At 48.5% G+C, this 14,472-nt stretch carries 11 protein-coding genes; 8 read left to right on the top strand and 3 right to left on the bottom strand.

Annotated elements, in window-relative coordinates; all coding sequences use genetic code 11:
* Positions 1 to 24 precede the first annotated feature (24 nt).
* From GSQ66_RS16000 to GSQ66_RS15985, 4 genes are all read left to right on the top strand, one after another.
* A complete protein-coding gene (locus GSQ66_RS16000) occupies positions 25 to 4,227 on the top strand; it encodes a PAS domain-containing protein (RefSeq protein ID WP_162428381.1) in 4,203 nt (1,400 codons plus the stop codon).
* Between the two features lie 25 nt (positions 4,228 to 4,252).
* Complete coding sequence (locus GSQ66_RS15995; RefSeq protein ID WP_162428380.1) at positions 4,253 to 4,660, top strand: response regulator; 408 nt, start codon at positions 4,253 to 4,255, stop codon at positions 4,658 to 4,660.
* Between the two features lie 155 nt (positions 4,661 to 4,815).
* Positions 4,816 to 5,610, top strand: a complete 795-nt coding sequence (locus tag GSQ66_RS15990; RefSeq protein ID WP_162428379.1) for a hypothetical protein — start codon at positions 4,816 to 4,818, stop codon at positions 5,608 to 5,610.
* 173 nt (positions 5,611 to 5,783) lie between these two features.
* Positions 5,784 to 6,218, top strand: coding sequence for a hypothetical protein (locus GSQ66_RS15985; protein ID WP_162428378.1), 435 nt, complete (start codon positions 5,784 to 5,786; stop codon positions 6,216 to 6,218).
* 42 nt (positions 6,219 to 6,260) lie between these two features.
* On the opposite strand, the gene GSQ66_RS15980 is transcribed toward GSQ66_RS15985, so the two are convergent.
* Positions 6,261 to 6,821, bottom strand: coding sequence for a hypothetical protein (locus GSQ66_RS15980; protein ID WP_238395724.1), 561 nt, complete (start codon positions 6,819 to 6,821; stop codon positions 6,261 to 6,263).
* A gap of 262 nt (positions 6,822 to 7,083) precedes the next feature.
* On the opposite strand from GSQ66_RS15980, the gene GSQ66_RS15975 reads away from it, so the two are divergent.
* From GSQ66_RS15975 to GSQ66_RS15965, 3 genes are all read left to right on the top strand, one after another.
* Positions 7,084 to 7,665 carry a uracil-DNA glycosylase family protein gene (locus tag GSQ66_RS15975; protein ID WP_162428376.1) on the top strand — a complete coding sequence of 194 codons (582 nt, stop codon included), beginning with the start codon at positions 7,084 to 7,086 and terminating at the stop codon, positions 7,663 to 7,665.
* 56 nt (positions 7,666 to 7,721) lie between these two features.
* Positions 7,722 to 8,870 (top strand): methionine aminotransferase, encoded by a 1,149-nt coding sequence (locus GSQ66_RS15970; RefSeq protein WP_162428375.1) that lies wholly within the window; start codon positions 7,722 to 7,724, stop codon positions 8,868 to 8,870.
* Positions 8,871 to 9,067: 197 nt separating this feature from the next.
* Positions 9,068 to 9,844, top strand: coding sequence for an amidohydrolase (locus GSQ66_RS15965; protein ID WP_162428374.1), 777 nt, complete (start codon positions 9,068 to 9,070; stop codon positions 9,842 to 9,844).
* A gap of 308 nt (positions 9,845 to 10,152) precedes the next feature.
* Here GSQ66_RS15965 and GSQ66_RS15960 read toward each other — a convergent pair whose 3' ends face one another.
* Positions 10,153 to 10,548, bottom strand: a complete 396-nt coding sequence (locus GSQ66_RS15960) for a hypothetical protein (RefSeq protein ID WP_162428373.1) — start codon at positions 10,546 to 10,548, stop codon at positions 10,153 to 10,155.
* Positions 10,548 to 12,743, bottom strand: a complete 2,196-nt coding sequence (locus GSQ66_RS15955; protein ID WP_162428372.1) for a T9SS type A sorting domain-containing protein — start codon at positions 12,741 to 12,743, stop codon at positions 10,548 to 10,550. The genes GSQ66_RS15960 and GSQ66_RS15955 overlap by 1 nt, the downstream gene beginning before the upstream one ends.
* Before the next feature lie 127 nt (positions 12,744 to 12,870).
* On the opposite strand from GSQ66_RS15955, the gene GSQ66_RS15950 reads away from it, so the two are divergent.
* Positions 12,871 to 14,157, top strand: coding sequence for a UDP-N-acetylmuramoyl-tripeptide--D-alanyl-D-alanine ligase (locus GSQ66_RS15950; protein WP_162428371.1), 1,287 nt, complete (start codon positions 12,871 to 12,873; stop codon positions 14,155 to 14,157).
* Positions 14,158 to 14,472: the final 315 nt, after the last annotated feature.

The following is a 14,472-nucleotide window of genomic DNA, read 5'->3' as shown; positions in this document are numbered from 1 at the left end:
GAGGGAGGAACCTTATTTTTTCCCATGTTAGCTCAGCAAATAACTGCAATACCCGACCTTGGCCCTGTTTTTCGTTTGTTACCCGGCTTATATGTTGCTCTTTCACCGGAGCTCACCATCATTGAGGTGACAGATGCTTACGTGCGGGCCCGCCATACCTCGCGAAACGCACTACAGGGCAGGTCTTTAGTCGAAACCTTTGAGGGTAGCAACATTTTGCTTAACACCCCACCTACCCAGGCACTGGAACAGTCGCTGCAGCAGGTACTATTCTCTAAACACCCACATCATATCCCTTCTTTTTGCTATAGTTTAAAACTGCCGGAGGCAATGGGGGGCAACTATAAAGAGTGCTACTGGAGTGCAACCAATACGCCTGTGCTCGATGACCAGGGTAACCTGCTGTATATTCTGCACGAGGCCAGCGAATTATCAGGAGAAAACAGTCCCGCACAGGTTGGCGAGCATATACCACTGGTTGGAAATACCATGGATGCAGTATCGTGGGAGTACGACCCGATTCAGAACAAGATGGAATGGGGGCCGGGACTAAAACAAATACTTGGTTATACGCCGGAAGAAATGGGCCCCGGAGGCGAATCATGGGACGAACGTGTGCACCCCGACGACTTTGAGGCAGTGCAGGCCAGCATTGAAAAAGCAAACGCTGCAGGCAGCAAAATATGGACCGGCGAGTACCGCTTTAGAAAAGCTGACGGGACTTACATACCGGTACTGGACCAGGGCTATATTATTTACCATTCCGATGGCAGGCCTCTCCGTACGCTTGGCTCTATTATAGATTTGTCAGGGCATAAAAAAACGCAGCCAGAACTAAAGGAAAGCGATGCCCGCTTCCGGCACCTGCTGGAAGTGCTGCCACATATGGCCTGGATGGCAGATGCGAATGGCAAGGTAATCTACTTCAATAAAAACTGGTATAGTTATACCGGCATGGCAACTAACCAGACTGAAGGGTGGACAAGTGTGATTCACCCCGAAGATACGGCCATCGTTTTAATGGAATGGCATAACACCCTGGCAGCAGGCACGCCTTACGAAATAGAGTACCGTTTGCTTAACTACCACGACAAAAGCTACCGTTGGTTTCTGGAGCGCGGCGTACCCATGCACGGTTCCGATGGGAATGTGCAGTTCTGGATCGGTACGCTCTCCGATATTGATGATCAGAAGCAGGTAATGGAGCGCATCCGCGAAAAAGACCTCCAGCTCGAGAACATACTGAACCACTCACCGGTACATTTCTGCCAGTTACAAGGTCCGGAGCATGTTTGTACCTACATTACTCCGGGGATAAGCATGTTTTTCGGAAACCGCCAGTACCTGAACAAAACTGTGTGCGAAATATGGCCTGAACTAAAACATACCGAGTTTTTCAGTATTCTGGATGAGGTTTACAGAACCGGCAGCAAAATAAAGACCCAGGAATATAAACTACTAACAGACCGCTTGCGCAACGGGCAGATTTCGGAAATATACCTTAACCTGGAATACAGACCCATTATCAGGGAAGACCGCGTAGAAGGCATACTTGTTTCTGCAGTAGATGTAACCGAACTGGTAAAGACCAAACAGCGCGTGGTCTATAATGAGCACAGCATGCGGCTACTTTCCAAAGCTACAGGTTGTGTTACCTGGGAGTGCGACATAGCCCGTAAAACGATAGCGTGGAGCGAGTCTTACAAAGAGCTGTTTGGCTACTCTGACAGCGACCTGGAAACCAATTCCAGCACCTGGGACAAAAATATACACCCCGACGATTACAAAACCATACGGGAAAGCATAAACGCAACTATAGCAAAAGGCCAGCGAACATGGACGGGCGAGTACCGGTACAGGAAAGCGGATGGCAGCTATACTTCTGTGCTGGACCATGGCTATATAGTTTACAACAGCAAAGGCAAACCAGAGCACATGCTGGGTTCGCTGGTAGATATTACCCGGCAGAAGAAGCAGGAACTGGCGCTGCAATACAACAGCGAACGTTTTAAGCGCATTGCCATGGCCACCAACGATGTGCTTTGGGACTGGAACCTGGAGGACGACACCATCTGGTGGAACGAAGGGTATACGACGCTTTTCGGATACCAGGTTACCACACACGATCTGCAGATCGATTCCTGGACAACGAACATCCATCCAGACGACCTTGCCAGAATTAAAGCATCTATCCATAGTGTTATCGGATCGGATAAAAATACCTGGGAAGATGAATACCTCTTTAAATGTGCCGACGGCTCTTTTAAGCTGATACATGATAAAGGCCATGTGCTGCGCAATACCGAAGGCAAAGGAATCAGGATGTTTGGTTCTATGCTCGATGTGACTGAAAAGCGTAAAATTGAACAGCAACTACAGGAAAGCAATGCCCGTACCCACGAAATACTGGAATCGTTGCCCCTGATGACCTGGACCGCCACGCCGGAAGGCAACGTAAATTATTATAACCAGCGGTGGTACGACTATACTGACAGCACCTATGCGGAACTTACAAGCTGGGCAGACATCATTCACCCGGATGATAGGGAGCGCACTACCCAACTATGGGCAGAGGCAATAAGTACCGGAAAACCATTTGAGACCGAAAACAGGTGGCGATCTGCCGCTGATGGCATGTATCGCTGGTTTTTGGCGCGCGCGGTTCCGATCCGCAACTCCGAAGGCGTAATAACGATGTGGGTAGGCTCACATACCGAAATTGAAGACCAGAAACAGGCCATGCTGGCGCTAGAAGAAAGCACCAATAAATTCAGGTTCCTGACCGAGTCGAGCCCGCAAATTGTCTGGAGCGCCAACCCGGATGGCAACATAGACTATACCAGCAAACAGTGGCTGGACTATACCCAAATGACCATCGAAGAGTCGCTGGGATACGGCTGGGCGCCTGCCATTCACCCCGACGACCTGCCAGTGCTGATGGAACTATGGTCAGACGCTATTACTACCGGAAACCTGTTTTATGTAGAAGTGCGGGTATGCAATGTAAAGACCAATGTATACCAGTGGTTCCTGATAAAAGCACAGCCATTGCGCAACGAAAAAGAGGAAATCATAAAGTGGTATGGTGTCGGCCTTAACATAAACGAGCTGAAAGTACTGCAGGAGCAGTTGCAGGAGTCCGAGCAGCAATTCCGCTTCCTCTCAGAGTCTATACCGCAAATGGTCTGGACGGCAACACCAGACGGAAGTACCGATTATTTTAATAAACGCTGGATAAACTATACCGGGCTGTCGTTTGAAGAAAGCATAGGCCCTGAAGCCTGGCTGCTGGCATTACATCCCGATGATCATAAAATGGCCTTTGAGCGCTGGCAGCACTCCGTACGCACCGGCGAATATTATGAACTCGAGTACCGCATCCGGAATGGCCAGGACGGGCATTACCGCTGGTTCCTGGGCCAGGGCATACCAATGCGCGATGCAGAGGGTAACATAATGCGCTGGTTTGGCACCTGCACCGACATCGAAGATCATAAAAAAGCAGAAGAAGAGCTTGTAGACAAGAACCTGGAACTGGAACGCATAAACCAGGACCTCGATAGTTTTGTGTACGCTGCCTCTCATGACCTGAAGCTGCCTATAGTTAACATGGCCGGTATATTTAATGAGCTTACACAAAATGCCGTATTCACAGAGCCGGATGCTCCGAAGCTGATAGGCATGTTCAACAAGTCATTAGATCAGATACATAATACGATCATCGACCTGTCGGATGTGGTACGGATGCAGAAACGGAAGACCAGGGATAATGAGTTAGTTGACCTTGAAGAACTGACAGCAGATGTGAAACTAAGCATACAGGATGTGCTGACCAACACAGGGGCCAGCATCACAACTGATTTTTCGGATGTGCCTGCACTTGCCTTCTCAAAGGCTAACCTTAAAAGTATAGTTTACAACCTGCTCAGCAATGCCATTAAGTACCGCAAGCCAGACCAGAAACCAGAAATTATTTTAACTACCACCCGTAAAGGCGACTATGTAGAACTGAAAGTGCAGGACAACGGAGTAGGCATTGATATGAACAAACACCAGAATAAACTGTTTCAAATGTTTAAGCGCTTCCATAACCACGTAAGCGGTTCGGGCCTGGGCTTATACATAGTAAACAGGCTGCTAACCAATAGCGGCGGTTACATTACAATCGAGAGTACTATAAACGAAGGAACTACGTTTTTTCTTTACTTTAAACAAAGGAACGCGTAAGCTAATCTGAAAAATAATCAGCAACATGAGGCAATTAAAAACAATCCTCCTTATCGACGACGACGAGACAACCAACTACCTGAACCACCGACTGCTTTCGCGTATGAACACCGCAGAAGAGATACGGGTAGTTACAAATGGAGAAGAGGCGTTAGATTACCTAGAGAAAGCCTTTGCAGGTGTAGAAAGTTATCCCCGCCCCGACTTGATTTTTGTAGATATCAAAATGTCGGTAATGGATGGATTTGAGTTTCTGGAAGAGTATCAGAAGTTTAACGAGACAGATAAGAACCAGACCATTATGATGATGCTGACATCTTCGGCCAGTTTTTATGATCTCGAAAAACTAAAGCAATTCCCGGAAGTACTGAAACATTACTCCAAGCCGTTGGCCGAAGCCGATGTGAGAGAGATTATAGAAGAACATTTTTAAAAGCTTAGTTACAGCACAACTAGAGCGGGATGCCTTTTTTACAAGGGGCATCCTGTTGCTTTTTATACCCTCCGCATTAACTATAGCCTTGCCAGCCTCGTATTGTTAAGTACCTGCCATATGGTAGCATTTGACGACTAAAAGACTGAAAGACAATGGCAAACTATAATGAAGAAGACGAAAACAAACGCGTAAACCGGGAACAGCACCGCAGTGGTATGGAGCAGAATCTGCCCCAGCATCGCTACGGTTACAGAACCCCGAAAGATCAGAAATGGGATGAAGGCAATTACTTTCATACTGGGCCAAGCCGCAGCGGCGCCCAGGACCGCGGCAAGCGGGAGAGAACTTCAGGACCTTCACAGCATCACTCCTTTAATAAAGATCAGAACGCACACCTGAACGACCACTACGGCAGCCGCCCTAACAGTGCATACCGCAACGAACGCTCTTACCTGGACCACGGCGACTCTTTCGGGTCATCGCACTACAACCAGCAGCAAACTACAGGCGGCTCGCACCCAGGCAACTATAACGTATCGCCAACCAGCCGTAACGAACAGTACAACGATTTGTCCGGTGACAGAAGCCGTTATAAAGAATCTGATTTCAGGTATGGCAGTGGCACACATAACTGGTACCGGGAAGGCCGCTTCACCCCGGATAGCACCCCGGAGCCGCAACGCGATAACAGGAGCTTTTTTGGCCGCATAAAAGATACCTGGAACGATATTATGCATTCTGATGATCCGGATTACAGCCCGAGCCATGGCTACCCGACCGACGAAGACCGCAGAAACGAACGAAAACGCTACGGCAACGACCTTTACAACAGGCAGCAGTTTGCACGTGGCTACGAAGGCGGGCCGCGCTGGGCCGACGAAACAGACTCCGGAAAAGACAATTTTTATGATGATGCAGACAGAACCCAACGTTTTAGAAGACACTAACGTATAGGGAGCAGGTTAGATAGATTGGTTATAGATTAGTTTTAGTTAGTAAAAAAGCGAAGCAGGCACCACCCGCTTCGCTTTTTTTTATGCGCTCACTAAACTATAGGACCGGCCTCGAACATCCTGTTTCTGGTATCGTAAACCCAAGAGTGCACTAAACTACACAAGCTATGAGACACGAACAGGATTATAACGATAGAGATTACCGGAACCGCGAAAACTATAGCCACGACAGAAACCGCCGCTACCCACGGGACCAGCAGAATACGGCCAACCGATGGGGAGAACCTGATCCGCGCATGGGTCCGCATGAAGAAGACTGGCACATGCACAACGAGGATCGCTACAGGCAGGAAAACCAATACCGGAACGACTGGAAACCTTTTGAGCAGCGCGAAAACCGCCACTTCCAGAACGAAGACCGCAGCTATGGCAACTATAGAAATGAGCGCCCGCATTGGGACAGCGATGAGCAATACAGAAATCAGAACCAACAAGCCAACGACCGGTGGTCGCAGAACGAGCAATTTTCAAATCAGCAACACCACCATCCACGCCACGCATCCGAGAGATTTTACAGGGAGCAACGCAGAATAAACTGGTAGAACTATAAGCCCTTGGCAATTATACTGCTGAGGGCTTATAGTTTAAAACCGCTGCCTTACGCCTACTCCAAAAGAGATCAGTTCGGGCAGGCCGGGCACCATGTTCACCGAAAAATCTGTTCGTCCGGATAAGCTATAGTTGTACTCGAGCTCACCGGCATACCAGTAAAACTTATACTGCCACTCGCCGCGCCTGTTAAAATAGCCGTCGTCTTTGTAGCCAACTATACGGTTCCAGTCTTTGCGGTATACCAGCGTTGGGCCAATGCCACCGTTCAGCGAGTGCCTGTCTTTCTGAAGGATAAGCGTGCGCAAGCCAATGTGTGTAAAGCCTGCCAGGGATGCGGCGCAATCTGCATACAGCCCCTGCTCTACCCTGACAGCATGTTTGTTGCCAACTATAAACCTGTCGTAGCCAACTATAGCGCCATAGTTAAAAGTAATGTAGCCTTTGTCATCGAGCCGGTTCGGGAAAATTTCGGGATGCGGGCTTTCTTTCAGGTGCACTGATACACCAAAAAGCTTTACCGTAAATGCATTTTTACAGGCTGCATCCTGCGCCAGGCACGGACCAGCAACTATAGCCAGGAGCACTATGAGCATAAAACGACACATCCGTTTTGCTATACGAAACTTAAGCGATAAAATGGTTTACCGGCACCCAGGCAGAAAAGCGTGAGGGATGGAGCGGTTGTTTGAGCTCCTATAGTTGGGCACAAACTATAGAGCGAGCCGCGAGAGCCCGACGGCCATGCCGGCACGCACAAACTATAGTTCATCACAAACTATAGTTTTAAAATAAAGCTTTCACCAATCAACAATTAGTAATCAACAATTAACAACTTAGTACCTTTGCAGCATAGTTATGAACCAACTCGAAGACTTACTGCAACAGATACGTGCCTGCCGCATTTGCGAAGAGCATCTGGCGCTTGGGCCGCGGCCGGTGTTGCGGGCCAGCACAACGGCAAAGCTGCTTATAGTTGGCCAGGCGCCCGGCACCAAAGTACACGCCAGCGGCAAACCCTGGGACGACCAGAGCGGAAAACGTTTGCGCCTGTGGCTTGGGCTGGAGCCCGAAGTTTTTTATGATGAAAGCAAGGTAGCTATAGTTCCGATGGGCTTTTGCTACCCGGGCAAAGGCAAGAGCGGCGACCTGCCACCGCGCCCCGAATGTGCCCGGCACTGGCATCAGCAGTTGTTAGCGTTGCTGCCAAACATTGAGCTAACCTTGTTGGTTGGCAAGTATGCGCAGGACTACTTTTTAGGTGATAAAGCAAAAGCAACCCTGACGCAGACAGTAACAAACTGGCACGAGTATTTACCTGCTTTTATGCCCATGCCCCACCCATCGCCACGCAACCAGTTCTGGGTAAAACATAACCCGTGGTTTGAGTTGGATGCCGTGCCGTATTTGCAGCAGCAGGTAAAACAGTTGCTCTCCTAACCCTAACTATAGTATATTCGTTGCAAGAAACTCCCACTGATATAAACACCAGAACTATGGCAAATTACCCAACCAGTAAACTACCAGATGTAGGCACCAGTATTTTCTCGGTAATGTCGGCCCTGGCCAACGAGCACAAGGCCATAAACCTGTCGCAGGGCTTCCCGGACTTTAACTGCCCCGAAGAGTTGATAGAACTGGTTACAAAATACATGCATGCCGGTTTTAACCAGTACGCGCCCATGCCTGGTGTCGTATCGCTGCGTGAAAAGATCAGCGTGAAAACTGAAAAGTTATATGGCTACCGTCCTAACCCGGACACGGAAATAACAGTTACATCAGGCGCTACGGAGGCCTTGTATGCTGCTATTACGGCTGTAGTAAAACCCGGCGATGAAGTGGTGGTGCTGGAGCCTTGTTATGATTGTTATGCGCCTGCTATCCGGTTAAACGGCGGTATTCCGGTGTATGTGCCACTGGCATTGCCTGGTTTTAGTGTGGATTGGGATTTAGTGAAACGTAATATTTCTTCTAAAACGCGCCTGATCATTATAAACACGCCGCATAACCCGACCGGTGCCGTCATGACCAAAGCCGACATGGACGAGCTGGCGCACATTGTGGACGGAAGCGATATTCTGGTGATCAGTGATGAAGTGTATGAGCACATGGTTTTCGACGGCTTTAAACACCACAGTGCGTTAGAAAATGCGATCCTGCGTGAGCGCAGTTTTGTGATTTCGTCGTTCGGAAAAACCTACCATACTACCGGCTGGAAAATTGGCTATGCTGTAGCGCCACCTGCTTTAACAGCTGAGCTTCGCAAAATGCACCAGTTCATTACATTCTGTACGGTTACGCCTCTGCAGCTTGCTATTGCTGATTTTATGGATAACGAAGCACATTACCTGAACCTTCCGGACTTTTACCAGGAGAAGCGTGATGCCTTTTGTGAATACCTGGCACCATCCAGGTTCGAGTTTCTGCCGTCGGCGGGCACGTATTTCCAGTTGCTGAAATACGATGCTATTTCAGGTGAGCATGACCAGGATTTTGCCAGACGCCTGGTGCAGGAAGTCGGGGTAGCTGCCGTGCCGGTTTCTGCATTCTACCACAACAAAACCGACCACCACTACCTGCGTTTCTGCTTCGCCAAAAGCGACGAAACCCTTTGCGCCGCCGCCGAGAAGCTGGTTAAACTATAGTTTTGGATTGTTGACGGTTGAATAGCTGAATGGTTGAATTGTTGAATTGTTGAATTGTAGATCTGCTAATTGTTGTCTGAATTAGGATTTTCAGGATTTTAAGATGAGCAGGATTTAAAACTAAACTTAACCATATCAATAGCTTAAATTAAAGATATTTTCTTACTCATTCATCATTACTAATTATTCATTCTAAAATGGACTTGCGGGTAACTATAGTACAGACAGAACTGCACTGGCAGGATGCGGAAGCGAACAGGAAGATGTTTGCTGAAAAGTTGGCTGCTGCCAACCCGCTGACAGACCTGATCGTGCTGCCCGAAATGTTTACGACCGGTTTTAGCATGGATGCTGCTATGCTGGCAGAGGAGCCGGAAGGTGAAACGTTGCAGTGGATGAAAGAGCAGGCGGCAAACTATAAGGCTGTTATTACCGGAAGTATTATTGTGAAAGAAAACGAACAATACTATAACCGGCTGTTTTGGGTAAGACCGGATGGCAGCTACGAGCATTATAACAAAAAGCACCTGTTCCGGATGGCAAAAGAGCACCATACTTATACACCCGGAAGCGAGCGGCCAACTATAGAATTGAAAGGCTGGAAGGTTTGCCCGTTGGTATGCTATGATCTGCGCTTCCCGGTCTGGAGCCGCAATACCGGCGACCGCTACGATCTTTTGCTTTATGTAGCCAACTGGCCAAAAGTACGCAGCCTTGCCTGGCGCACGTTATTACAAGCCCGCGCCATCGAAAATATTACTTATACTGTTGGTGTTAACCGCATTGGCACTGATGGCAACAACCATCTCTATTCCGGCGATTCAGCCATTATCCACCCAAAAGGCCATAAACTTTTAGAAACCACCGAACAGGAAGGCATCCATACGATCTTATTAAGCAAACAGGAGTTACTGGATTTCAGAGAAGCTTTCCCGGCGCATTTAGATGCGGATGCGTTTGAGTTGAAGGGTTAATTTTTAATTTGTTGTAGTGAATCCTATTTCTGGCGCGAGTCTCAGACTCGTGACGCAGGGTGTGATAGAGTCTCCAGACTCGCTGGGCCAGAGGCACAACTATAGTTCGACACGAGCGAAGGCGCCCGCGCCATAGAACTTTATAATAAGCTCACTAAGTTATTTTGCTCTTTCGGACTCCCCAGTCCGAAAGCCATCTGCCGGGGACTTCCATGTCCCCGTTATACTATAAACGCGGATGTGGACGTCCGCAGCAGCTTTTATTTCGGGCAAGGAAGTCCGAAACAGCTTTAAGCCTTCTAAATCATTCAAGTATAAAACTCCTGCACTACCTGTATCAACTCAGCATCACTCTGTGCTACCCGCATCTTCAGCTCCGGGCGGGCCTGCACCATGCGCTGTAACCTATTGTGGCCATTCCTGAAAACTATAAGCTGATCTTTCTGTCCTTCCAATACCAACTCAACTAACGGAAATACACTTCCAAAACCGGCATCTGCACCAGCACTATCAACACAAACTATAACCTGCCCCGCACTTTGAAGCAATTGTTTTGCAAAATGCAACACCAACTCTCCTGATTGAGAATCTATATCCAGCACAGCCACATCCGGAAACTGGTTTTTTACCTGCTCCAATACAGGGTTGCCGTAAACTATAGTCTGGCCATCAATTAACAGGCGGATATACAGCAGGGCTTTCATTATTTTACTACAAATTTTGCGGTTTTATAGCTGCCTTGCCTGTTTACTGCCCTTACGAAATACATGCCTGCTTTCAGGTTATGTACCGGCAGGCTGTTATATTGCTTATAGTTGCTTCCGCTTTTGTAAACTTTCCTGCCAATGGCATCATACACCACAAAGTTTACCGGCTCCGTGGCCTGTACCCGAACTATAGTTCCGTTTCTTTCAGCCAGGCTGGGGTAAACTTCAACTATAAATTCTTCGGCTGGTGAGTCAGGGTTATGTTGGTAGCCGGAAGTTTGCTGCAACAGGTATAAGCCACCGCCCTGCGTGCCTGCAACCAGGTATAGTTTGCCTGCTCCGCCAAGGGCTGCTGCAGTTATACTTGTGCCTTTTCCTAGTTTGGTTGGAAGCAGATTATCAGCAAATTGGTTTTCCAGCAACTCTGTTTCGGGTGTGAAGGTTTGATCCAGTATAGCTGCCAGGTTACGGTATACTTTTACAGTTCCGCTGTCGTCGGTGGTAAGCAAGTCTATAGTTCCGTCGCCGTCAATATCAACAGTTGCGGGGTACAGGTGCCGCTTATCAAAACTGAAACTGATGCCGCCCAGGTTGGCTTTGGTTAAACTATAGTTTGTACCTGCGTAGGTGTATAATTGCAGTTCGCCGGAGGCTTTTCCCAAAACCATGTCCAGGTCGCCATCTTTATCGGCATCAAAAAAGGCAGGCGCGTCGCCGTCTATAGCTGCGTGGAGTTGCGTTTTATCCGTCCAGTTATAAGGTATAGTTTGGCCGGTATTGGGCAGGTAAACTATAGTTGTAGCATTGGTCTGGATAGCCTTATATGTAAGCACTAGGTCCGGTTTACCATCTCCGGTTATGTCGGCAAAAGTTGGCTTTATGTTGAGCAGCTGCTGATTCTCCAGGTTCAGGTAGTTGTCTGTTACAAGCGTGAAAGCAGGGGTTGTAGCTGTTCCGATATTCTGGAAATAACTGAGCGTGGCCACATATTTTCCGTTTCTGTAAGCGCCATTATTACCCACCAGCATATCCAGGTCGCCATCGTTATCCAGGTCCGCGAAGGCCGGGTAAGCGCCTTCCCCAACATCCAGCATCTGCTCCTGCAGAAAATCATCCTGCACAAACTCAAAATCCGGCTTGTTTATAGTTCCGTTGTTTTTGTAGAGCCACACAGAGCGCTGTAGTTCAGGCTTTGCTTCGTTGGTGTTGGCTAAGTTTGGCGCTACGAGCAGGTCGGGTATGCCATCAAAGGTTACGTCTTCGTAGTAGGCAGCCGGAAATTTACTGAAACTGGCGCGGCGTGTATTTGCCGGGAAATTCACCGAGATCTCATCCATCAGGGCTTGCTGCGCGGTGCCTGTGTTTTCCATCAGTACCAGGTCATCGCACTGCACGGCTCCGGTCAGTAATTCTTTGTCACCATCTCCATCCATATCCAGCAACAGCAACGAGCTGCCTGTGTGGCCTGTATGCAAGGGCGCTGCCACACGACACGCGGCCCCGAAAACATAGTTGTTACAGCCATCGCACTCGGTAATACCTCCCCACCAGTTGGAGTTACGCACAAAACTAAGGCTATTGCAATTCAGCTTATTCTCTTCGCGCATGTTCTGGTAATATTCCAGTTGCTGCCCATGCGAAAATTCAGACACCAACACATCCAGGTCGCCATCGCCATCCATGTCTTCTATGGCCGGGATATCAGCGCTTTGCAGTTGCAGGTTTACGCCCTGGTTGTACAGTATGGCTTCCTCTGCTAGCACGAATCGGGGTAGTTGGTTAGCACCTTTCTCCTGCCGGTACACTTTAATGCCAAGTGGTGTGCTTGTAAAAATATCTTTCAGGCCATCGCAGTTATAGTCGCGCAGCAACACCCAGGCAGTCAGGTCATCCGGGAACAGCGCTTCGTATTCGGGGCTATAGTTGTAGTTCCAGGTGCCATTTTGCTGCACGGCCAGCCACGTAAATACTTTATGCTGCATGCGGTCGTAAGCAAACAGGTCAGGCTGGTTATCAAAATTCAGATCTATAGTTGAGAATTGGGGTGCGCTTAGTCCGCCGCTCCAGGGCTGTGGCAATTTACCCTGTGCTATAGTTACAGGCACATCATGGCGCAGCACAAACTGCAATGGCTGCTGGGCCATCGTTGTAACTGAGGCAAAGAGTAAAAACAGGGTCAATAACCTTTTCATAGAGATGTAAGGAGCAGTGATGTGCTGTGGCGTCGTTGCTGTTTTGGATGTATATTGCACCCTGTATGGCAGCTATAGTTTACGTACGTGGCCGCTACAGCATTTATACTTTAAAATTAACCATTTCATGCAGACCAGCATCGAATTTCTATATCAAAAATACCTGAAGTGCATCCACGTAAGCACCGACTCGCGCGCCGACCAGAACCAAAGCCTGTTCTTTGCCCTGAATGGCCCTAATTTTAAAGGTGCCGGGTTTGCAACTATGGCCCTGGAGAAAGGTGCGAAATATGCTGTAGTTGATGACCCGACTATGGCCTCGGATAATGTTTTTGTAGTGGAAGACACGTTGCAGGCATTGCAGGACATGGCCCGCCACCATCGCAAGCAACTGAGCATACCGGTAATTGGCATAACCGGCAGTAATGGCAAAACCACTACCAAAGAGCTGATCTATACGGTAGTGAGCCAGAAATTTAATACGCTGTACACGCAGGGCAACCTGAACAACCACATTGGCGTGCCGCTAACCTTGCTGCGCATAAAACCGGAGCATGAAATGGCTATTATCGAGATGGGTGCAAACCACATTGGCGAAATAGAACTGCTTTGTACGATTGCCCTGCCAACGCACGGCATGATCACGAACATTGGCAAAGCGCACCTGGAAGGGTTTGGAAGTTTAGAGGGCGTGGCACGCGGCAAAAGCGAACTATACGTGCACCTGGATAATACCGCAGGCACCGTATTTGTGAACACCGGTAACGAGCACCTGATGCGCATGAGTCGCCGCATTGCTAGTAAAGTAACCTACCCTGCCACCGGCGACTTTTACCACAGCGAACTGCTGGAAGTTTCGCCGTACGTGGTGTATAAAGACGAAGAAGGCAGTGTAGTACATACCCAACTGGTAGGCGCTTACAATTACGAGAACATGGCCGCAGCTGCGTGTATTGGCAAATACTTCGGCGTATCGCTAACCAAAGCCAACGAAGCCATTGCCAACTATAGCCCGGTAAATAACCGCTCGCAGGTTATCATAAAAGGAAGCAACACCATTATTCTCGATGCCTATAATGCTAACCCAACCTCTATGGCAGCTGCTATCCGTAACTTTGGCAGCATGAACGCCCCTCGCAAAGTGGTTATACTTGGGGATATGTTTGAGATGGGAAATGAAAGTAAAGCCGAGCACACCGCCTTGGGAACTATAGCCGCCGAACAACCCTTAGATACCGTTCTGCTTTGCGGAAAAGATATGAAGTTTGCTGCCGAAGCAGATAGTAACTTCAAGCATTTCGAGACCAAGCAGGAACTACAGAAATGGCTGCAGCAAAACCCGGTTACCGACAGCTATATTTTGATAAAAGGCTCTCGCGGCATGGGACTGGAGACGTTGGTGGAGTTGTTGTAGACCAGTGATTAAGGGGATTAACCTGATTTTGCAGGATTAAGCTTGTAGAGACGCAATACGTTGCGTCTCTTTTTTGTCTGAATCAGGATTTTCAGGATTAATGGATTAACAGGATTTATGCCGCAGGTTTAGCGCCAGCGTAACTGGGGTAAATTGGTGCCAGTTTGTAACTGGTTTTCTGCGCGAGCAAAAGCTATAGTTTCGTTCGAAAAATCTGGCGCCGGTATCTGACTGGTGACGTTTTGTGGGTGCGAGTCTCCAGACTCGCCGGGCTATAGTTGCATAGCGGGATTAAAGTCAAGTTTAAACCTGTAG

It is taken from the genome of Pontibacter pudoricolor, assembly GCF_010092985.1.
GTDB lineage: Bacteria > Bacteroidota > Bacteroidia > Cytophagales > Hymenobacteraceae > Pontibacter > Pontibacter pudoricolor.
The sequence above is the reverse complement of the archived record's forward strand: the minus strand, read 5'-3'. Positions and strand labels throughout refer to the sequence as shown.